The 22,865-nt window shown below is 37.5% G+C and carries 20 protein-coding genes; 5 read left to right on the plus strand and 15 right to left on the minus strand.

Going from position 1 to position 22,865, the window contains the following annotated elements; translation table 11 throughout:
• Window positions 1–156: 156 nt before the first annotated feature.
• The 7 genes from ltrA to AC5KOD_RS06680 form a co-directional block, all read right to left on the minus strand.
• Window positions 157–1,431 (minus strand): group II intron reverse transcriptase/maturase, encoded by a 1,275-nt coding sequence (gene ltrA / locus AC5KOD_RS06650; RefSeq protein WP_496913758.1) that lies wholly within the window; start codon window positions 1,429–1,431, stop codon window positions 157–159.
• Between the two features lie 572 nt (window positions 1,432–2,003).
• Window positions 2,004–2,390: a DUF956 family protein gene (locus AC5KOD_RS06655; RefSeq protein WP_496913759.1), complete on the minus strand. Its 387-nt coding sequence runs from the start codon at window positions 2,388–2,390 to the stop codon at window positions 2,004–2,006.
• 46 nt (window positions 2,391–2,436) lie between these two features.
• Complete coding sequence (locus AC5KOD_RS06660; protein WP_496913760.1) at window positions 2,437–3,348, minus strand: PTS system mannose/fructose/sorbose family transporter subunit IID; 912 nt, start codon at window positions 3,346–3,348, stop codon at window positions 2,437–2,439.
• 22 nt (window positions 3,349–3,370) lie between these two features.
• Complete coding sequence (locus tag AC5KOD_RS06665; RefSeq protein ID WP_496913761.1) at window positions 3,371–4,174, minus strand: PTS mannose/fructose/sorbose transporter subunit IIC; 804 nt, start codon at window positions 4,172–4,174, stop codon at window positions 3,371–3,373.
• 30 nt (window positions 4,175–4,204) lie between these two features.
• Window positions 4,205–5,197, minus strand: coding sequence for a mannose/fructose/sorbose PTS transporter subunit IIA (locus AC5KOD_RS06670; RefSeq protein ID WP_496913762.1), 993 nt, complete (start codon window positions 5,195–5,197; stop codon window positions 4,205–4,207).
• A gap of 131 nt (window positions 5,198–5,328) precedes the next feature.
• Window positions 5,329–5,826: a PTS sugar transporter subunit IIB gene (locus AC5KOD_RS06675; protein ID WP_496913763.1), complete on the minus strand. Its 498-nt coding sequence runs from the start codon at window positions 5,824–5,826 to the stop codon at window positions 5,329–5,331.
• 169 nt (window positions 5,827–5,995) lie between these two features.
• The gene (locus AC5KOD_RS06680; protein WP_496913789.1) at window positions 5,996–8,800 is read right to left on the minus strand and encodes a sigma-54-dependent transcriptional regulator; all 2,805 of its coding nucleotides are present in this window, start codon (window positions 8,798–8,800) and stop codon (window positions 5,996–5,998) included.
• 389 nt (window positions 8,801–9,189) lie between these two features.
• Here AC5KOD_RS06680 and AC5KOD_RS06685 point away from each other — a divergent pair, with 389 nt between their 5' ends.
• The 4 genes from AC5KOD_RS06685 to AC5KOD_RS06700 all read left to right on the plus strand — a co-directional run bounded on the left by AC5KOD_RS06685 (window position 9,190) and on the right by AC5KOD_RS06700 (window position 11,752).
• On the plus strand, window positions 9,190–9,633 hold the full coding sequence (locus AC5KOD_RS06685) for a LytTR family DNA-binding domain-containing protein (RefSeq protein WP_496913764.1): 444 nt from the start codon (window positions 9,190–9,192) through the stop codon (window positions 9,631–9,633).
• Window positions 9,634–9,635: 2 nt separating this feature from the next.
• Entirely contained in the window at window positions 9,636–10,049 is a 414-nt protein-coding gene (locus tag AC5KOD_RS06690; RefSeq protein WP_496913765.1) for a DUF3021 family protein, read from the plus strand.
• A 124-nt stretch (window positions 10,050–10,173) separates the two neighbouring features.
• Window positions 10,174–10,929 (plus strand): ABC transporter ATP-binding protein, encoded by a 756-nt coding sequence (locus AC5KOD_RS06695; protein WP_496913766.1) that lies wholly within the window; start codon window positions 10,174–10,176, stop codon window positions 10,927–10,929.
• On the plus strand, window positions 10,910–11,752 hold the full coding sequence (locus AC5KOD_RS06700) for an ABC transporter permease (RefSeq protein ID WP_496913767.1): 843 nt from the start codon (window positions 10,910–10,912) through the stop codon (window positions 11,750–11,752). Before AC5KOD_RS06695 ends, AC5KOD_RS06700 begins: the two co-directional genes overlap by 20 nt.
• 75 nt (window positions 11,753–11,827) lie before the next feature.
• Here AC5KOD_RS06700 and AC5KOD_RS06705 read toward each other — a convergent pair whose 3' ends face one another.
• The 7 genes from AC5KOD_RS06705 to AC5KOD_RS06735 all read right to left on the minus strand — a co-directional run bounded on the left by AC5KOD_RS06705 (window position 11,828) and on the right by AC5KOD_RS06735 (window position 20,781).
• Entirely contained in the window at window positions 11,828–12,901 is a 1,074-nt protein-coding gene (locus AC5KOD_RS06705) for a WxLIP family cell surface protein (protein WP_496913768.1), read from the minus strand.
• A 90-nt stretch (window positions 12,902–12,991) separates the two neighbouring features.
• Window positions 12,992–13,624, minus strand: coding sequence for a WxL domain-containing protein (locus tag AC5KOD_RS06710; RefSeq protein WP_496913769.1), 633 nt, complete (start codon window positions 13,622–13,624; stop codon window positions 12,992–12,994).
• Window positions 13,625–13,642: 18 nt separating this feature from the next.
• Window positions 13,643–13,939, minus strand: a complete 297-nt coding sequence (locus AC5KOD_RS06715) for a hypothetical protein (protein ID WP_496913770.1) — start codon at window positions 13,937–13,939, stop codon at window positions 13,643–13,645.
• Between the two features lie 20 nt (window positions 13,940–13,959).
• On the minus strand, window positions 13,960–15,417 hold the full coding sequence (locus AC5KOD_RS06720) for an adhesive domain-containing protein (protein WP_496913771.1): 1,458 nt from the start codon (window positions 15,415–15,417) through the stop codon (window positions 13,960–13,962).
• 507 nt (window positions 15,418–15,924) lie between these two features.
• A complete protein-coding gene (asnB, locus tag AC5KOD_RS06725; RefSeq protein ID WP_496913772.1) occupies window positions 15,925–17,775 on the minus strand; it encodes an asparagine synthase (glutamine-hydrolyzing) in 1,851 nt (616 codons plus the stop codon).
• 29 nt (window positions 17,776–17,804) lie between these two features.
• Window positions 17,805–19,271 (minus strand): UDP-N-acetylmuramoyl-L-alanyl-D-glutamate--2,6-diaminopimelate ligase, encoded by a 1,467-nt coding sequence (locus tag AC5KOD_RS06730; protein WP_496913773.1) that lies wholly within the window; start codon window positions 19,269–19,271, stop codon window positions 17,805–17,807.
• 1,165 nt (window positions 19,272–20,436) lie between these two features.
• Entirely contained in the window at window positions 20,437–20,781 is a 345-nt protein-coding gene (locus AC5KOD_RS06735) for a hypothetical protein (RefSeq protein WP_496913774.1), read from the minus strand.
• 290 nt (window positions 20,782–21,071) lie between these two features.
• Here AC5KOD_RS06735 and AC5KOD_RS06740 point away from each other — a divergent pair, with 290 nt between their 5' ends.
• Window positions 21,072–22,055 (plus strand): Gfo/Idh/MocA family protein, encoded by a 984-nt coding sequence (locus AC5KOD_RS06740; protein ID WP_496913775.1) that lies wholly within the window; start codon window positions 21,072–21,074, stop codon window positions 22,053–22,055.
• 100 nt (window positions 22,056–22,155) lie between these two features.
• Here AC5KOD_RS06740 and AC5KOD_RS06745 read toward each other — a convergent pair whose 3' ends face one another.
• Window positions 22,156–22,587, minus strand: a complete 432-nt coding sequence (locus tag AC5KOD_RS06745; protein ID WP_496913776.1) for a GTP pyrophosphokinase — start codon at window positions 22,585–22,587, stop codon at window positions 22,156–22,158.
• Window positions 22,588–22,865 lie beyond the last annotated feature (278 nt).

Consider the following 22,865-nt stretch of genomic DNA (forward strand, 5'->3'; position numbering starts at 1 on the left):
GCTAAAACAGATTCTTTGAATTCTTTTGTGTGTTGAGCCATTGAGAGTCTCCTTTTGTTTTCTTTTAGTATACCTCAACTCTCCACGTTTAACTGTTCCGATTTCTATACTAGCACTACACCACCGTACAAGCTGTTCAGCATACGGCGGTTCAACTTATATTACAGTATGCACTTTTAGATAATAATCTAAAGCAAAGGGGAGTCCTCTTTGCTTTAGTCGTTTATTGGATAGAGCTCTGTGAACTACTTTCGATAACCCAATAAATCGATACCCCTTCCGACAGTATGTCAAGCCTTTGGCTTCTTCTTCCGGTATCCCTAACTGAACCAACGAACGGATTCTCTTTCTATTGTTCTTCCACTGTTTCCAAACAATGACTCGGATTCTTGACCGAAGTTTGGCGTCTATTTCTGCGAGTTTCGTTTTCATTTTCGCTTTGCGGAAATAGTTTACCCAACCATAAATGACTTGTTTGAGTTTCACGATTCGTTCATTAAGAGAAATACTTCTACTCCTCTTGGTGAGTTGACGCAATCTTCGCTGAAACTTCTGAATGGAATCCTTATGGGGGATTGGTTGGTATTTCTTTGTGCGACTATCAAAGTAGAAGCCAAAACCTAAAAATTTCGTGTCATTCGGACGATTTATCTTGCTTTTCTCCGCATTGACAATCAGTCCTAACTTCTTTTCAATAAAGGTCGTTACGGACTGTAAGACTCGTTTCGCTGATTTCTCGCTTTTGACAAAAATAATACTGTCATCTGCATAACGAACAAAATGTAGCCCTCTTGATTCAAGTTCTTTATCCAGTTCATTTAACATAATGTTACTCAACAAAGGACTTAGATTACCACCTTGCGGGGTACCAATCAGTGTCTCTTCATAGTTTCCATTCTTCATTACACCACTTACTAGATACTTGCGAATGAGAGAAATAACCTCTCCGTCTTCTATTGTGCTTGAGATAATTCGCATAAGTTTATCATGATGAACAGTATCAAAGAACCGTTCTAAGTCAATATCCACTAGCCAATCATATCCATTATTCATATAGTCCATTGTTTGGATAATCGCCATTTCACAACTGCGGTTTGGTCGAAATCCATAACTATACTCACTAAATTGCTTTTCAAATATGGGAGTAAGAATTTGACTAATTGCCTGCTGGATAACTCTATCAACTACAGTGGGGATACCTAGTTGACGCATTTTTCCATTTCCTTTCGGAATGTCAACTCGTAACGTTGGTTGTGGCTTGTATTTACGTTGACGAATTTGAGAACGAAATTCTTCTTTATGTTCCCGAAGGTACGACTTTAGTTCCTCAACAGTAATTCCATCCACACCACTTGCCCCTTTATTACGATAAACACGTTTGTAGGCTTGGTTCATGTTCTGATTACTCAGGATTTGTTCTAAAAGTTCCATACTCGTTCCTCCCTCCCTTTCACGTAACGAACGATAATTCTCTTTTGACTATTCTTTGAGATACGCTCATACCTTCGTCATTAACACATTCAGAACTATATCTTTCGTGCATTCGTGGTGCAGAAACACTATAAATTGTTCAGTCCTTCATGGAAGAACACTTCCACTACTATGACGTCGGCTGACTTCTCACGATAAACCTTTTTCGACCGATTTTCTTAATAGGGGACTCCTTAATCGTCCGTGAGATATCCCAGGGTAAGACAACTAACTTTCCTCTTTTACTCGCCTGATTTACTGGGTAAGTTTACGCACATCTTTTGGACTTTGATTTGTTGCGGAATCTCATCCACTTATCGAGCCTTAGTATCAGGTTTCTGTTCGTCGAGCCAAGAGTTTGGTACACGCTTCCTTCAGCTACACCCTCACGGATGCCACCTTGCGTTTCTCTAGCGATTGGTCGATGTGTACCCTCGCAGTGGACTTTCACCACCTAGTTAGTCGCCATGCCTGGCGCACGCAAAAAAAGAGCGAGACAAACGTCTCACTCCCCAATAATTTTTTATAACTACCTATTTAACACTATTTTTCTTCTTTCCAATCGCTCTAAAAGTCCGCTTCATCACATCGAAAAAACCCAATGATTGAACCATGTGATCAGGATTGACATATTCTCTGACCGCACGTAAGACTTTCTTTGGTTCTTTAGAAGAAAATGTATAAGTACCATTTTTCTTAGTTTCAATAGCATAGCGAGGAATCCACTTCCCCTTAAAAAGCACAGATGCGATGACAAAATTTACTTCATCCCAAGGAATTTGAATAAACTTACGCGAATCACGAGAGTTATAAAATTCGAATCCTTTATCACCAATCATGATTTTGCCATAATCCGTCAGCCCAGTAAAGGCCGTCGCATCTATTACCAAATCTACCTTTGTATTAAGTGATTGAACCATTGCACCTGCTCCTTTTCTATTGCATCCTCACTGGATGCTATATTAATTATAGCAAACCAATTACATGACCAAGAATTCCAACTACGAATAATCCAAGAATGATAACAATTGGACTTACTTTTTTCTTCAACAACCACATACATAAGAAGGTCAAACATAAAGCTGCTAATCCCGGAATCAATTGATCTAAGTTATTTTGCAAACTCGTTATTTTAGTTGCAGAAAGTGCTTTTCCTGATGCTACCTCTTCAAAAGCTTGTTGTAGACCTTTACCACCAGCAGGTAGCTTATCCCATTCGATGTACGCCCCTTTGTCTAACTTAACTTTTGAGACAATCGGTTGAAAATTGATTGATACCCACCGCTGAACGAGGGCCGCTAAGACAAACATCCCTAAAATAGAGGCACCCTTTGTGACATCCTGCAGCAAGCCGCCAGAAAGGTCATCTGTAATTTTAGAACCTGCCTTATAGCCAAATTCTTGTGTATACCACATGAATGCCCAACGAATTAAATTCCATGCAACGAAGAAAATGATTGGACCTAAGATATTGCCACCCATTGCAAGGGAAGCACCTAAAGCACCTAACATCGGACGTACTGTAAACCAGAAAACTGGATCACCAACACCAGCCAACGGCCCCATCATACCAACTTTAACCCCTTGAATCGCGACATCATCAACTGGTGCACCATTAGCACGCTCTTCTTCAAGCGCTAAGGTAACCCCAAGAATTGGTGACGCAATATAAGGATGGGTATTAAAAAATTCTAAATGCCTTTTTAATGCAGCCGAACGGTCTTCTTTACTTGTATATAACTTTTTAATTGCTGGAATCATTGAAAACGCCCAGCCGCCATTTTGCATACGTTCATAATTCCAAGAGCCTTGAATAAAAGTTGAACGCCATGCAACAGCCAAACGATCTTTTTTAGTTAATGTAATTTTTTCTGCCATTTTCTCTTCTCCTCCTTTAGGATTAATAGTCATTCAAAATATCGCCTAGTGGATCACCTGAATTTCCACCGCCACCACCATTTGAAGAATTTCCCATTTTAGATAAGTTCAAATAGATAAAGGCTAAAGCAACTCCTAAAGCACCTAGAGCGATTAACGTTAATTGTGAGATAGCTGCCACAACGAATCCAATCGCGAAAAATGGCCAAACTTCTTTCGTTGCCATCATGTTGATAACTAACGCGTAACCAACGGCAACCACCATTCCACCACCAATTGCCATACCATCTGTCAACCAAGCTGGCATTGATTCTAAGAATCCTTGAACTGTTTGCGCTGGGATAAATAAAAGCGCCCCTGCAGGAATTGCAATTCGAATCCCTTGCATACAGACTGCCCCAACATGTAACATTTCAATTTTTCTAATATCGCCTTTTTCTGCTGCTGTATCCATCATATGAACGATTGGCACTGCCAACGTACGAACGATCATTGTTAAAAATAACCCCGCAACAGCAAGTGGCACAGCAATCGCTATTGCTGCGGGAACACCTTTAACACCCTGGCCGCCTAAAACTAAAATAATTGCTGATGCAACGGATGCCAATGCTGCATCTGGTGCTACTGCTGCTCCAATATTTGCCCAACCCAATGCGATCATTTGTAAAGTCCCGCCAAGCACAATACCTGCTGTCAAATTACCTGTTACTAGCCCAATTAATGTACATGCCACTAACGGTTGATGGAATTGGAATTCATCCAATATTCCCTCCATACCCGCTAAAAAGGCGACGAATATGACTAAAACAATTGATATAATAGACATGATAAACCTCCAGTTTAATTATTATTTTCTCTATTTAACGTGAGCCAATTCGCTCTTCGCTTTTTTGAGAATATCCTCCATGTTTGCTTTAGAATCATTTGGTACCTTTCGGACATCAAACTTGATTCCTTTTTCTTCCATTGCTTCAAAGGCCGCGACATCATCTTGCCCCATTGATAGCACTTTACTTACAACTACTTTGCCAACTGAATGTGCCATCGAACCAACATTTACTTCATTAATGTCAACCCCTGCTTCAATCACTGTTAACACATCCTGAGGGTTTTCAAACAGTAACAATGCTTTAGTTCCACCAAAACGAGGATCTTTACCAATTTCAATCATTTTACTAATTGGAATAACATTTGCTTTAACCCCTGGTGGCGCTGCCTGCTCAATTAATTTCTTACGAAGATCATCTTTTGCTACAGCATCTGAAACGACAATAATTCGCGTTGGCAAGACTGATTTTGTCCACGCCGTTGCAACTTGACCATGTAATAGCCGTGAATCGACCCGCGCCAAAACAATTTTAAGTTTACCATCTCCCACTACTGTTCCTGGTGCTAGTGCCCCTTTAGGATGTCCATCATCAACCGGTACCTTTGTTGTCTCCTCTGGTTCCAATACTTCTGGTTTCACCTTCACGCCTTCTTTAGCTGTACCAAGGATATGTGCAGCAATTTCATGAGCTGATGTCATCGATAGCCGTGACGCGTAAGCTTCAATAACCATCGGCAGATTCATACCCGCAACAATCGCCCATGTTTCTTTGTGTTCTTCAAACAAACTATTCGCCTGGTTGAATGGCGTACCGCCCCACAAATCGACTAAGAATAAGACTTCGTCTTGATTATCAAAAGAAGCAATTGCGTCTTTCATTTTAGCCTTTACATCATCGGGACCCTCGCTTGGCATTAACGTTATCGCTTTAACATTTTCTTGCTCTCCAAAAATCATTGCACCAGATTGCAAGATGCCTTCAGCAAATTCACCATGACTTGCTAGGATAATTCCTACCATCTCTCTACCTCCTATAATAAATTATACTAATGTGTAGCTAAACAGGAGCCCTTTCTGACGCCACTCCTATTTTATTACGTTGCTCTTTCCCTAACAAAACCACATCCTCTCACTCTTTCTATATTTAAAAGCTAAGTAAGTTTAGCTTTTTTTAAAACATCCATTAAATTTTGTTGACTATCTGCAATCACTTTGCGGATTTCAAGCTCAATTCCTAGACTATTTAAATAGTTAAACGCTTCAATGTCAACATCATCCACTGCGATAGTATTAGACACCATCTTCTTGCCAATGGAATAGCCCATCGCGCCAATATTAACAGAAGGTATCCAGATACCAGCCTTAACGATTTTTACCACTTCAACTGGATTGGTAAACAATAAAATAACCCTAACATCATCAAACAGCTGATTAGAATAAATCTCGATCATCTTTGCTACTGGAATAACATTAACATTAATTCCTGGAGGCGCTGCTTGTTGTAAAAGCGTCTTTCGTAAATTATCCTTTGTCACAGCATCACTCACCACGATTATCCGTTGAATATCTAAACGCTTTGCCCAAACCGTAGCAACTTGTCCATGAATTAGACGGTCATCAATTCTCACCAAACGAATATCAATCCCCAACAAATCACCTTCTTTCCTTTACACCTTCTAATCATTCTTTCTCTAATATATAAGCAAGTTTCGTGCCAATTTTAGTGTATTGCTAAAAACATCTGTCGTATCAAGTTTTCGAAAAATAAATAAACAAAAAAACGATACACTGATTAGTGTATCGCCACTTATTAATACACTAATCAGTGTACGAATCTAGTGTATTATTTAAAATTTGTAAAAGATAGTACATTTCTTCATCAGGGATCTCGATAAACAAAGTTCGTTCCAATTCTTCTGCGACCTCTTTCAATTCGCTAAAATGCTTAGTTTGATAGATGCTTTTCTTTTCATCAGCAATTGTTAAACAATCTTGAACTAAAATCCGCTCTATCATCCCTCCTAAATGCATAATCATATTAATGATAAACGCGTAATCAACCTCTGGTAAAAAGACTCTTATAACCTCTTGAGTAAAGGACCAAAAAGCTGGCATTACCTTTTCTGGATTAATAAAAGTAAATGTTTCTCTCAAATAAGTTTCACAAATGTCCCACGATTGTTGATCGTCTAGGACAACAGGTTCAAATAACGCCGTTTCAGCATCCATAATCAATTCTTGTAAAATCCCCTTCGCCTCGCCAGAAAATAGCATTTCCATCGGAATATAGCGAACCCCTATCTTAGGGTCAATAATACCAGTAATCGCTATTAAGTGATAATCAGACTGAATCTTTTCTAGCACCGAAGGCATATCCACTACCGAAATTGGCAATACCTCTAAGTCATCTTCGCCTACTTCTACTAAGAAATTCTCAATAATCCCTTTCATTCGTTTAGCTGTTCCTTGTCCAGACGCACAAATTGCTACGATAGCTCTTTGGCACTTTTCACTGGACACGACCTCTTTCTCGACTTCTGAGTTTTGATTAAGAGCCTGGCCATAACCTCGAAAATTTTTCAACGACTGAAACAATCGGTCTAAATCAGTATCCAACAACTCTGTTTTACGCGCTACCTCCAATACCAATGCCGTTGTCACCATGTCAATCGTTCGCACATGAACCCCAGTTCGACGATGAATTTCCTCACTAAAGGTGCCAAGAGATCCCATATCAACTAATAAAATCACGCCGCTGCCATTATCAACTTGCTTAACAGCAACAATGATTTCTTCAAGAGCAACACGCGGCTTCATTTCCACCGGCATATCAACTGCAACCAAGTTATGACTTCCAAATAACTGCTTTACCACTTGAACCATACTCGTTGCTGTACTATTACCATGAGCTGCTACAACTATCCCAATTCTACCTGTTTCTTTTTCCTTTTTAAGCGAGACTAACAAGACTGTTAAATATTCCACCTCTTCAAGAGGAATATTAATCCCGTAATCAGACATGATCAATGCTTTAATGTCTAGGGCAACCTCATATTCGGCAGGATACTCTCTGACCATTTTTCTAATACTGTCGTTACTACTTAGTTCAACTTGGTGATCAAGCTGATGGCGTTTCAAAAAAGAGCTGATATGCAAGCTCATCGCATAAATAAAATTCACTTGAAAGCCATCATTAAGTTTTCTTTTAGCAACCTCATAAATTTGTTTGGTCAAGTCGATCACTTTTTGCTCGACAATTTCCGCCAACTTGTCCTCACTATCAAAGGTTAATCGGTGATTTTTATAAAATGATTTCAAATGAATATTAATATCCGTCATGATAAACTGATTAATTGACTCTTGATCAATTCCATCGCTTTTCAGCATTGCCGCTTTTTCATCAATTATTTCATACAAATTAAACGGTAACTCATAAGAATCAATTAAACGAGGCAGTAGCTTTTGATCCGGAAAAACCTCCATAATAGGTTCCAAACCTTGAGCCAGTTCTCCTAATATCTGTCGATCATTCGCAAGTTGACTTAGCCCCATCTTAACTTCTTCAGTCAGATCTTCAAGACTAATTAGAATCTCTTCCTTATCCATATGACTAAGAAAACTTCGCGCGCAAATCAACTGGATATTAGACTTCAATTGCCCAATATTGCCATATGTGACACTGCCAATTAAAGCTTTAACCACATCTTCTGTTAAAGAAATTTTTCGTTGAATTCGTTCAGCTTCAATCCCTACCATTAGCTTAACCAAACCAATCTTTTCATGAGTTTGTCTTTGATTAAAACTCGGTAATTGAATACTAATCGGAATCCGTCTCACAAAGGTATTTAGTAAATAAGAGGTTGAATCCTCTGTGGTTGCACAAATAATTCGCACATCAGCTTGACGCTCCTTAGCACTTTCACCTAAACGGCTATAACGTCCATGATCCATAAAATAAAAAATCATCTCTTGACCTTCTGGCGGTAACCGGTGAATCTCATCTAAAAAGAGCATGCCGCCATCTGCTGTTGCAATCAAGCCATCCTTTTCCTTCGTTGCACCTGTAAAAGCTCCCGCAGCATAACCAAACAAATGACTCATTAAGAGCTCTGAATTATGAGCATAATCAGCGCAATTAAACACCACCAACTCTTGAACACCAGTTAGTAGACTTTTCCCCTTAGCAAATTCAAACATTAAATGAGCAAAATGCGTTTTACCTGAACCAGTAGCACCTGTAATTAAACAATTTAGCCCCTTAGGCGGATATAAAATAGCCGCTTTTGCTTGTTCGATTGGTACTTTCATGCTGCCATTACGACCAATGACTCGCTGGAAAATATCAGTTGTCTCAACAGCTATTTCTTGAACTCGCGGCTTATTAGCTAGCTGCTGGCTCGACGCTAAACCACTCTCAATATAACGAACTGGTCTTCCCTCAAGTTTGGTGAGTAAGCCATCTTTTACCAGTTCATTCAAATCTTTACTGGCATTAGACCGCTGAATCCCAAAGGCTTCTGCAACATCCTTTGTCGTAACACCACCTCCAAGTGCAATCGAGGTTTCACCCAATTCTTTTGACTGCTTACTAACAAATAAATAGATTTTCTCTATTCGTTTCATCCGTACCCCCGCTTCCACTTTTTCACTCCTATAGTTTCTGAACCTGACTAGTCTCTCCTTCAATCCCTTAGTTATAGTACAAAATAGTTATTTTTATACTGTAACTTCCTAATTTCCCTAATATTACCTTTATCCTACCACACCTTTTGGTTAATTTGAAATAGTTTGATACCAAGCTTTGTTTCGACTTATTAGCACCATAATATCACTCACTATTTTCACCAAAACAATTACCTTCCTACTAATTTCCACTTTCAAATAATTACTAAAAAAACATAACCCCCTTATTTTTTGCATGATTGCGAGCAAATAAACGAACCATTTTTCATTTTTAGCTAGTTACCTTATGCTATAATCAATATAGTAAAAAAGAAGGGAATAAGATAACATTGAAAACAACTATTGAACTTATTGATTCCCACGAAGAGGAAACTGCGAAGTTAGCTATTCACAAAATCACACCAGTCATTGAGCAAATAGTGTCCATCCTAAAAGAAGAAGAGCATTTCTTAATGGGAGAAGAAAATGGCGCCTTATACAAAATACCTTTTTCTGACATCTTATATATAGAAGTCGTAGATAAAAAAAGCTTCATCTACACGCAACAGATGGTCTGTCAAAGCTCTGACAAGTTATATCAATTGGAAGAAAAGCTATTGCCTTATAAATTTATTCGGACCTCCAAGTCGATGTTGCTAAATATCAAAGCAATAAATGCTATCTCCCCCTCTTTAAGCGGTCGTTTTGAAGCACTTTTAAGCAATAACGAGCGAGTCGCCATTTCTAGAAAATATGTACCTGATTTAAAAAATGGATTAGGAATGGGGAGATAATTATGGCAATAGTTAACTATTTAAAAAGAGCTTTTCGCTTAACATCATTAATTTTTACAATATTAGTCACGCTAAATCTGGTAACTCAAAAGCACGTACTCTTTAATGTTATTGAGTATATTTTAATCATCTCGATTATCTCTGGCTTACTGCTATTTCTAGTAGATGATAATGAGAGCTACTCTAATCGCAGGTTACTAATCAATCAAATAATGTATATCTGCCTAATTTTCAGCTTGAATATTCTAGGTAATTACCTCTATCATTGGGAATTAGGAGTCAAAGGCTTGCTGACAAACTTTGTTGTGGTTATCCTAATCTACTTCTTTATCAAATTTATTATGTTTAGCAGTGATAAAAAAGACGCTGAGGCAATGAATGACTATATTAACCAACATAAACAAGATAAGTTATAACCTCTTATCTTGTTTTTTTGCATCTTAGTTGCCCTTTTCTACCTCTTAGTAAAAGTCGATTGTTTCTCTAAACTAAATTGGTTATAGTTAATTTATCAACAAGACAAACAAAGGAGAAACAGCTATGACCTCATTATTAACCATTAATCATTTAAGTAAAAATTATCAGCAACAAAAGGTAATTAACGATCTATCTTTCTCAATTAAACAAGGTGAATTATTTTCCATTTTAGGACCAAACGGTGCTGGAAAATCAACCTTAATTTCTTTAATTTTAGGTTTGACTAAACCCAGCTCTGGAGAAATACTATTTGAAGGCCAGGCACTAACAGCTCACTCAGCCGAGCATAAGTCGCTCATTTCAGTGGTCTTTCAAACTAGTATCTTAGATCCTGACTTATCGGTTAAAGATAACTTAGTCTTACGGGCCTACTTTTATACAAACAATTGGAAAAAAGCCAAATGTTTGGCCAAAGAAAAGCTAGCAGATGTTCAAGGTGAACACCTTCTTACTAAACGTTATGGTGTCCTGTCTGGCGGTGAAAAACGTAAGGTCGATATCGCAAGGGCCTTACTTAATACACCGAAATTACTATTTCTGGATGAACCTACGACTGGGTTAGACATCGTTTCTCGAGCAGAAATGTGGAAACTAGTCCATCAATTAAAAAAGAAATATCAAATGACTGTGGTCCTAACCACTCATTATATGGAAGAAGCTAGAGATTCTGATAACATCTTAATGCTTGGAGCAGGCCAAATTATGGCCTATGATTCACCTGAAAACTTGAAAGAAACTTATCATTGTCTGACACTAGAAGACGTATTTTTAGCCATTGTAGAAAAGGAGAGAGCAACATATGAATGCACTAGTATATAGAGGATTAAGATTATTTTTCAAAAACAAACAAGCCGTGATTGGGTCATTTATCGGTGCCATCATCATGATTGGGTTATATGTCTTTTTATTAGGAGATAGTGTCGTAAATCAATTGTCTGTTCTGACTCACCCACAATTAGTTGTCGATACTTGGATGTTAGCTGGTGTTATTGGAATTGCTTCTGCCAGCTCAACCTTAGGCTCTGTTAGTTTAATGATCCGTGATAAAGAGCGCAATATCTATACAGATTTTATGATTTCACCTATCTCTAAGAGTAACGTGATGTTAGGCTACTTTTTTAGCACCTTCATCATTTCATTCATTATTACCTTAGTCGTCATTTTTGTGGCAGAATTGTATATTGTTTTCATTTCAAATGGGGCCTTTTTATCAGTTAAACAACTAAGTTTACTTATTGTCGTTAGTTTCTTAATGGTCCTATGCTCATCTTCCTTTATGTTTTTTGTGGCGAGCTTCTTCCGTCGAATGGATACTTTCTCAACGATGACCTCGATCATTGGCCCCCTAGTTGGCTTCTTAACTGGCTGCTATGTCCCTATGGGCAATTTACCTGAGGCTGCACAACTCGTTGTTAAATATTTTCCATTAACCAGTGGTGTAGTCTTAATTCGCCGAATTTTAACTCAAAATGCGTTCACATCAGCTGATTCTCAAGCTGTTCAGGTTGTAAAAGAAGAGCTTGGAATTCTAATGAACTATCAATATGAGATCGGTATTCCTGTGATTATTCTAATTGTTTCAAGTGTCATTTTTCTAGGAATCGCATTGTGGAATGTTAAACGAATTGAGCTAACTCGTTAATAGATCAACTAAGCAATTTATTGACACCAATAAAAAAGAAGCCAGACACCAGTATATTCTGATGTTTGGCATTTTTTATGCGCGTTGTTTGTGTCGTCGTGAAGAGCTCCGTTTAGCTTTTTTCTTTTCTAGATTACGCTTTAGCTGACGATTATGCTTCAATAAATAACCTAGTACCATTATCACAACCACTAATACACTAGCTAAAATGATCGTTGACCAAGGAAGTGGTTTTTTCCCCGCCTGCACACTAACATCTTGCTGATTGAGGCTTTTTGCTTCCTTACTATCAATCTTAAATGTTGGGTGTCCTTGCCACTTTTGTTCTCCAGATGTCACGGTGACATTTACCTTATAGTCCCCGGCACCAAAAGATTCTCCAGATAAGGGAATTCGATAGTTAAAAATTGTGTTCGGAGCAATCTTCATATTCTCTTCTTTACGCGTTAGAACCTTCCTATTGCCTAGCATGACTGTCGATTCGACTGTAACATCTTGAAGATACGTAGCAGATGTATTATCAATAACTGTTTCAATCACATTTCTCGAATTGGTTTGAATCGCTGAGGCGCTTATTATACTAAGCTCTGGCTTAACCATGGCCTGACTAGTTCGAAGTAACAATGCCACTTCTCGAGAAAATAAATTAGTAATATTCCCCTCAGTTTTTTCTTCACCAGCCAACTGCTTGACATAGAGCCCACCTGCTAGAATTCCAGAAAACGCTTCATTTGGCATGTTGATCTTCAATTGAATTTCTTTGGTTTCATTCGGCTGGAGAGTTACTGCCGATTCACTCAACTGCACAACATCTTCGATATTGAATGGGTTAGATTTTGCTGAATCTTCTAAAACACCAGAATACTCAACAACTCCTGAGCCATTTGTCATCGCCTTATTGAAGGATAATTCCAAGGGTAGCTTAGTATCTAAACGATTAATAAGACTCACTTTCAGCGTTTTTTCTTCGGCTGGTTTCATCAACAGATCAAAATACTTAACCTTCTTATCTAGTTGATTCTCTGGCAATTCTGCAACAACGTCGAAACTATCTAACGAGGCAGTTTTGGTTTCGGCTTTTACGCCTGTTCCTAGGTAAAAAAAGACAACTCCCAATAATACCACAAACATCATTTTTAACTTTCTCACGACACTCATCATTCCTTTCTCAACACCATTCACTAAAAGTGAGACTGAGAGCTCCTCAGTCTCACTTTTAGCTAACTTATTAAGCCTGTTCTAAGGTGTTTCAGAAACAGTCCAAACTAATGTAGTTTGATATTTTTCTTTCACTTTAGAATTATTTTTCGCTACAAATAGCTCGAATTTGTCTAAGCCTAAGGTTGATTCACCATCACCAGCTCCTGCTGCTGCTTTAAAGATACTCTTCTCTTCATCGAACTGATCAAAAGTTAATTTTGACTGAGAACTTAAGCCAGTTATATTAGAAAAATTATTAGTGATCGTTGGATTAGTGTAAATACTTAATTGAGCACCTGTCAATGGTTTTGAACTTGTCACACTCGTAAATTGAACCGCTTGTTTCACTTTTATGTTCCAACCAATTGGAGTAGTTTCCCCTCTATTATCGCGAACTCTAACAGCCCCTGTTGTTAAAGCAGAAGTTTGGACGCCATCTACTGTTGCAACTAAAGTTTCATCAGTTTTAGTTTGAATTTGATGAGATCCGAAATTCAAATCAGTTGGCAGAGAAACGCCTGTTTCACCACTTTCTGGTGTCGGATCCAACACAACACCACCAGTTTGATATGTTACCTGCCCAGTTGTATCCTTTGCTAAACTGACTGGAGCTAATGCAAAACTCGTTGCAACAATTGCGCCTGTTCCTAAAACTAATAGTGATTTTTTCATCGTAAATTCCTCCTAAATTTATGGTTTTTTTATTTGGTAAATAACTACTGAAATAATTATGACACCCACTACTGATAAAAAATAATTAACTGAATCACTGGCTTGAAGAAGTGACTGCCTAATAGGCGTCTTATCTGGTATCACCAAATGCCCCTTATCAACTGGTTTTACTGTAGAATCTGTTGACGTTTCTTCCTCTTGCACTGTACTCTCTTCACCATAATAATTGACTTGTCCAGTCGTGGCTGCCGAAACCGATAGACTAGTCATAGAGAACACAATAAGAAAACAAACTAATAGTAACAATTTTTTCAATATGCCCACTACTCCTTTCCTTACGGGCTTTCGGTCACTGTCCAACGGATAATTGTCCGATAATCTCCTTTGATTTTCGGTGTATTTTTAGGAACAAATAACTCAAATTTGGTAAGATCAAGAGAAACTTGACCTGTTTCAGTGGTTTGTGCCAGACTCAAAATTTCTTTTTGTTCGTTCGTCACTAACTCGAGTTGGCCTTGACCAATACTCGTTACGACTCCAGCTGAAAAGCTACTCGTGAGCCCACCACCATAAATTCGCAATCGGGGCGATACTAGCTGCTTACTCGTATTCAACCAAGCCTGTTCTTGACTAACTTTAACTTGCCACTTCTTAGTTCCTGTTCGACTTTCACTCAGAGATACTTTTCCTTTAGTATCAGCTGTTCCATCATTTGCGACGAAAGTCTCATCTTTTGTTGTTTGAATTAAATGAGTGCCAAAATTTAGCGAGGCAGGCAATAATGTCTCATTAAATTTTAGGTTCTCCCCTGAAAAATAAATAGACGTTTTACTTGTTGAAGTCGACAATAAATTAATATCTATCACCGAAGACTTGATGACTGTTCCAACAAACTGAGCTTGATAATCATTTACTAACACGGTTGGACCACTAACTAGTGTTGGCATTTTAATTGACGTATCCCCGAGCACTGATCCATCAACAAGTTGTTGCGTTGTCGCGCCTAAAGGATTACTCAAATTTTGAACCAAAGTATTGATCGCGGTAACTAACGGATTCACAACTCCCTTCAATACAAGGGTAGCCGCATCATTTACTAGGCCGATACCACCAGTAACTTTTAAATTAGTCGTCGCAGTTGCTAAAGCATTAAACCGTTTTGCTACTTCAGCGGCCAATATAGGCCCTAGTCCTTTATCTAGTATGACAGATAGTGAGCGGTGATCTGACGATTCAGTCATATTTTCCTGAAAACTTGCTGCCATAAAGTTTTCTAAATCATAGACATCAGCTACAGCTTTATTGAATTCCACCAAATTAATTGACAAAATAGGATTATTCAAAATATTCCCAACTGTATTTAATAAAGATGTCACTAAACTTAAAACACTCGTAATGGCCGTAATTTTAGACAAATCTAACAGAACTCGAGTATCTACCTGTGCTTTAATTCCAGCTTGTGGATGGACACGATTGGCTAATTCTGCTGGAATAACCAATACAGCCTGCCGCGGTCCAGTTAAGTTGACGGAGACTGTTGCTAAATTTTTCCCCGTTGTAGTAAACACAACTGGTTTATTAACTGTAGATGTGGTCCATTTGACCGTTGGACTCGTTCCACTATCGTTGCTTACTGATAAATTATCCAATATTTCGACACTTAGCACTGCTGCATCTGCTGGTAAAGAAAATAGCCATAAAAATGACTGACTTAACATAACAAAACTTAAACAAGATAGCATTACTTTTACTAACCTATTCTTTTTCTTACTCCGTCCTCCTTTAACACCCATCTGCCTTTCTTCCCTTCTAAATAACCTCTAACAACTTTTTCAAAACACCTACCCTCCAAAAACTTAATAATAACGCTTTAACTCTACTAAAAAAACAAAGTATCGTTAACAACACATTAAGTATATTTAGATAAACAAAAAAACACAAGTAAATGTAATTAGCTCAATTTGTAATTTGTGTTAAATAACTGTTGCAATTTTATTTTTAATTATGACTATTTTAATATCTGTTCCAATTCTACTTCGCGTTACTAAACAATTTATTAGGAAATTTGACAAAAATAAATAATGATACAGACTTAAACACTGTGTCATCATTAATCAAAATAAAATCGATATTTCTATCAAAATAAGGACAATTAATTAACAAAAATATGCAAATTGTTATTTTATGCACATTTTTCCTCAATTCATTCTAAAGCAAATTTGTCCCTTGCTTCTGACTTTGGCATAAAAAAATAAACCTGATTTCTTCGAATTCGAACAAATCAGACTTACCTTAATTAACTATTTTCCCATCAAAATATGGCAGTCATACCAACGAATAAATGTGATAAATGTCCACAGCTTGCGTGAGTAATCTACATCACCTTTACGATGATTTTCTAACATATCAAGGACATAATTTTTATCAATAAACTCATCCGTCTTGGCTTCCGAAATAATTTGTCTCGCCCACTCATACAATTCATTTTTTAACCAAAAACGAATCGGAACAGGGAAACCAAGTTTCTTCCGATACAGAACATGCTCAGGAACAAACTCCTCAGCTGCTTTTCTTAACATATATTTCGTTGTGTTATTTTTGAATTTCAATGATGTTGGAATTTGTGCCGCTACTTTAAAGACCTCTTTATCTACAAACGGTGCTCGCAACTCAATACTAGAGCCCATTGTAGTTCTATCAGCATTGTGCAGTAAATCATCCACTAACCATGTATGCATATCCAAATCTTGCATCCTAGTTGTTGGATCTAACCCCTCACTGCGTTTATAGTAAGGTGCTGTCACTTGCATATAATGTTGGTTCGGATCAAAGTTTTTTAAGAATGGGCGCTTTTCATCTTCCGTAAAGATTTTTGCATTTCCCACAAAACGCTCTTCAAGAGGAGTTGATCCTCTTAGTAAAAAGTTACGCCCCTTCATATTCCGTGGCAATTTTGTTGCAACAGAATTAATCATCTTATTCATACCACTTGGGATTTTTTCAAACCCTGCAAGAGAGATTGGCTCATGATAAATCAGATAGCCACCAAATAATTCATCCGCACCTTCTCCTGACAATGAAACTGTACAGTGTTCCTTAGCAACTTGAGATAAGAAATACTGAGCAACCGCCGCTGGATCTGCTAAAGGATCATCTAAAGTCCAGATATAATCATCAAACTCATTGATAAAATCGGCAGGTGTAATAATTCGACTGAAGTTTTCTACATCTAATTTAGCAGCCGTTTCCTTCGCTACTTCAATTTCATTAAACCCTTCTCGTTCAAAACCAACTGAAAAAGTTTTCAAGTTCGGACTTAACTGGCGTGCCAAAGCCACAATAACCGATGAATCCACACCACCAGATAAAAACGATCCGACTGTAACATCAGCGCGCATATGTGCCTTCACACTATCATGCAGTACATCAGAAATTTGTTTAGCAAGCACTTTTTCTTCCATATCAACAGGCTTAAATGTCGCTTGATAATATCTTGTAAACGACATAGTCCCACTTTTATTAATAATAAAATACGTGCCTGGATTAACCGATTCGATTCCTTCAACCAAGCGTTTTTCTCCCGGTACATATTGAAATGTAAAATAGTTCTGTAACGCAGCTGTGTTAACCTTTTTATTTGGCATCATCTTTTCAACGACTTTATTTTCAGAACCGAAATAATAGTCACTATCAATTTGACCAAAATACATTGGCTTCATCCCAAATTGATCACGTGCACCGTAAACAATTTCCTCTTGGCTATCCCAGATAAGAAACGCAAACATCCCTCGTAGCATACTTGCTGTTTTTTCTTTGTACTTATCATACAAAGCCAAAATAACTTCAGTATCGGTTGTTGTCGCAAAGGTAACTCCTTCTTTTTCTAGAATATCACGGTGTTCTTGATGATTATAAATCTCACCATTAAACACAATCCAGTAGCGTTCATCAGCAAAACTCATCGGCTGAGACCCGCACTCTATATCAAGTATACTTAAACGACGAAAGCCATAATGAATCATTTCGTTACTATAGTAACCTTCACTATCAGGTCCACGATGAACAATTTCTTGGTTCATCTCTCTGATTCTTTGATCATAATCAATCGCTTCTTTGCTATTAAAATGAATTATCCCTACAAAACCACACATTAGATTTAACCACTTCTTTCCTTTGTTTGCTAATTGTTTATTTCGTAATCACGAATGACTTCACTATCGTCAAAATGAATCGTTTCTGTCGCTGTTATTTGATAGGTTTCATGACCTTTACCAGCTACTAATACGATATCACCCTCTACAGCTAAGTCTAGCGCCAATTGAATGGCTTTTTTTCGGTCCAGTTCAATCAAATAATTATCCTTATCGTTACCGGCAATCATGTCCTCAACAATACGCTTGGGATCTTCTGATCGCGCATTATCTGTTGTAAAAATGGCCGTTGTTGCATAGTCTAGCGCTATCTTCGCCATCAGCGGTCGTTTCGTCTTGTCTCGATCACCACCACAGCCTACCACACAAAAAATCTTTTGCTTGCCAATTTGTTGCGCTGTTTCTAACACATTTTCCAAACCATCTGGCGTATGAGCATAATCAACAATTGCGGCTATTTTCTTTTTATTAGGAACCAATTGGAACCGTCCATTAACTGGCTCTACTTGAGGGATTGTCGCAATAACACGATCAAAATCATAACCAATCCCAATCGCTACACCAATCGCAGCAAGTAAGTTATAAACGTTAAATTCACCAATTAACTGAGTCTGCACCTCATACGATGTCCCATGGAAGCTTAAAGTAAAATGAGTCCCCGTTGATTCGATTCGGATGTCCTTAGCTTGCAGATCTCCTTCGCCATGACAGCCATAAGTGACCACATTCATGCTCGTCAAGCCAGCCATTTTTCGACCATATTTATCGTCACGATTAATCACGGCCAATTTTCGTTTACCTGTGTAAGTATTCCCTAGCTGAGAAAATAGCAGGCTTTTAGCTAAAAAGTACTCCTCCATTGTTTCATGAAAATCCAAATGATCTTGGGTAAAATTGGTAAATACCACAACATCAAAGTCAATTCCCCACGTCCGCCCTTGAGCTAGTCCATGAGATGAGACCTCTAAAGCAGAAACGTCAACTCCTACATCCGTCATTTGACGTAATAATTTCTGGAGCGTCAAACTATCTGGCGTTGTGTTAATAGTCGGAATAACCTCCGTATCAACTTTGTTATACATCGTCCCGATAATACCGGTTTTATGCCCTAATCGGCTCACTATTTGATCCACTAAATGAGTGATAGTAGTTTTACCATTTGTCCCAGTTACGCCAACAACCTTCAATTTTTCACTTGGATTCTGATAAAAAGCATTGGCAATCTCTGCCAGAGCCTTTTTCGTATCTGGTACTAAAATATAAGGTAGAGTCTCATTAACAGGTCGTTTTTCTACAACAACTGCTACAGCACCTTGCTTAACAGCCTCATCAATCATGTCATGACCGTCAAACTTCGCTCCTGCAATCGCAATGAATAAACTCCCTCCAATTACTTGTCTTGTATCTTGCGTCACAACCTGAATATCTTTCTCTAGCCATTCAGCATCCAAAGGCTCTACCAAGAAACAATAGGCTAATACGTCGTTTAATTTCATCTTTTCCCCTCACTTTTTATTTCTAGGAGTCCTTCTCCAATTATAAAACTATTTTAATTGATTCTCCATCAATAAATCCAACTCAATCCTCGACTTACCTAACAATCGAATAAAAAAGGTGCTCAACGCTAATAAAATAAGGTGCTTCTGCTCTTGTCAGTCTGATTAAGATTTTAATAAATTTTTGATAAAATCTGAAAAGCCTTACTGATTACTCACTACTCTGACTATTTAATCTATCTATTAAATCTAACTGTCAGATTATCTAAAAATAAACCAGTAGGGAGAATGCTCTAAAAATTCTTAATCTCACGCACCTATTACCAGTTTTATTATACAATAACCGCCGCTATTTTTGTTACTTTTTACAAAAAAGTCCCCTACTCTTGAATTCAACAAGACACTCTCTATTATTGGGCATCATTTCTTTTTCATTAAATGTGTTAATCGCACAAAAAAGATTCCTGTTCATTAAACGTCTCCTTGAGGTGTGTCGAAAGGTAAGTCTATATAAACTGATTATTCCACCAAATATTCTACATGCTTCCTTCAATCCTTACTCTCATAATAACATAACAGGTTTATTTACAATAAAGTTCTACTAAATATAGACAAAAGAAATGAAACATAACACCCCAAAATTGCGACTACCACCTCATTAAAGAACAATTAAAATAACACATTTATTGAAAATCCTTATATTTAAATCCGAATTTTAATTGATTTTAGTTAACCATCCTTATATAATACAGTTTAGTAGGATGTGATCGAGATTATTATAAGCAAATCAGAATTTAGAAAGTTGATTCACTCAGTCAAGCATCTAGAATATTTTTGGAGCCGCTACAAAAAAAAATTTCCAAAACATGCTCTGAATTTTTCACAGAGAACCGACATCGAATCCTTTATTTATAGAGATAAATATAGCTACTTGAGAGAAGTAAAAAAAGTCCCCTTAACCAAAAAAGTTTATCTGTCAAAAAAACACTATCGCTCTTTAATTGAATACGCTACTCTCTGTCGACTGATTCGACGAAGTTTACATTCAAATCGTCCGATTAAAAAAAAACGACGCTAATTATTCAGGCCATACGTTAGATACTCCGCCTGTTAATTAGCGTCAATTTTATGCTTTTAAATAACAGTTAAACTGACAATTTTGAGCTTAAAGTACATCGTTTAATTTTTCTTGATAGTTAGCTATTTGTTCTGAAGAAATAGCGTCCTGCTGATTCTGTCGTATATTTTTTAAATATTTGATAAACCAACTAGCTACTAGCTTAAATTCATAAAAGGACATCTTATATTTCAAAGCATTGACTAATAGAAAAGCGTCTTGAAACTCACCTGCCTCTAAATGAGTCATTATTAATTCTTTACGAGAGACCGACTCCCCCTCACTCACTTCGATCTCTCCAAGCTCAATAGAAGAAAGCTCTTTTTTTAATATCAGTCCAATACCAGTTCCAACTGACTTTAACTGCCTCATTAACCAATCGTTTTCAATCATCCTATCACCCTTTCCTCTTTTCTAGAAAACAAATCTAAAATCCTTTTTGGCTTATCACTTGCCCTAACTACTTTTTAATTATCTCCCAGTATAACACAGGCACTCTTCCAGGCACTAACGCGCTTTCTAGCAATTGCTTTCTACCAAATGAAACCGTATAATAAAGGAGTCATGACATATAAGTCACAACTTTTTTATACCAGATATATTACATCGCTTAGGTATTTAGGCTGTGTAGCACTCAGAGCAAAACGACTTTATGTCTCACTAGTTTTGAAAGGATGACTCAGATGAAATATGCGCTACTAACCGATTGGCATGTCCATACAGAAGGCTTCTTAAGTAAAATCCCCTCAGATACTTGTCTCTATGTTTGGGATTTAAATGAAAAACGAGGTCTGGCGGCTTCCCAAAAATATGGTGGGACTTATGAAAAAGATTTAGAGAAAGTTCTTTCTGATCAAAGGGTTGACGCAGTTATCATTGAGGCTGCAACAACTACACACAAAGATCTTATATTAAAATCTATTGCGCATGGTAAACATATTTTTGTCGATAAACCAATGACTACCACAAAAAAAGAAGCTCTTGAAATTAAAGCCGCTCTGGCTGCTAGTGATTGTCGCTTTATTTTATCTCTAGAATCATTAATTTCTGGTAGTTATCATTTCGCCAAAAATGAAATTGATAAAGGAACATTGGGAGATGTCGTCTCTATTTATTTCCGACGTGCTCATGCTGGGGTGCTACAAGACTGGCTACCTGATTATTGGTATGATGTGGAACAAACAGGCGGCGGTGTGACACTTGATTTAGGCTGTCACGGCCTGGCTTTACTGCCTTATCTGTGTGGTAAGTCAGTTCGAGTCAAGAATCTAATGACTGAAATTGGTGGCAAGGGAATTGATGATAATTCTACGACACTTATTGAATTTGAAAATAAAGCGATTGGCACTGCTTACACTTCATTTGTCACAACTGCAAGTGACAACTATTTGGAAATCATCGGAACTAGAGGCTCTTTAATCGTCTTGGGTTCACCTGGATCTGACGTAGGTGAAACAATTCTAATACAATCAGATATAGATGAGCGCTACCAGTCTAAAACGACTATAACTGGTCAATCCTTGGCTCAGTTTCCTTATCCAATTGAAGTCTTTTCTGCTCTCGTCGATGATCCATCGCTACCAGATAATCAAGAATATGGAATTGACGCTGCTGTTGAATTGAGCACTATCATTGAACAGGCCTATCTTGATGAACAAACGACATAAATTATGCCATGTTTTTAAATCTAAATAACTTAAAAAAGGTAAGACAAAAATAACATATAGTTTGCCTTACCTTTTATTGCTTTTTATTAGACTGATAATTCTAAACAACTGCTTCTTCCAAATATGCAATGGCCTTCTCGTACATTTCAACTCGTTCAAAGTCTTCGATACCTATCTCAGAAATTCGACTTAAATCCGAATTATGCTTCAACTCCACTAACTTAACTTTCCTCGCTAATTCATTCTGCTTAATTGCTAATAAATAACTGTCATAACCAAGAGTGGGTTTCATCGTCAATAAATCGACCGCCTTTACAACCGTATCTGGTAGTCCACTTTTCTGCAAGCTGTCTATCGTATAATTAGACGATTCGATCACATCATGCAGTAAAGCCACCGCTTTTTCCTCTTCTGTCGTCATCTGACTCGCTACGTATAAAGGATGCTGAATATACTCAATTCCCCCTTTATCCATTTGACCATAATGAGCTTTTTTAGCAATTCTTACTGCTAGTGTATATAAGTCACTCATGCTTTTAACTCCTTACTAGATATCTTATGCTTTTACGCCTCCAAGCATATCACATTTAGTCACTTTATCACAAAGATAACTATAATGAATAAATCAGATGATTTTTACGTCTGGCACCATCAAAATACCTTAAACTAACTCTCTCTATTCCGAGAGTTATCTCACATCTGTTAACTTCATAATACTAATTAATTCTATAAAATACTTATTTCAAAATAAGCGATAAACCAAACCAGCCAATTAAGCTAATTCCAATAACAAAAATCCAGCCTAAGATA

The organism is Vagococcus sp. WN80Y (assembly GCF_059621045.1).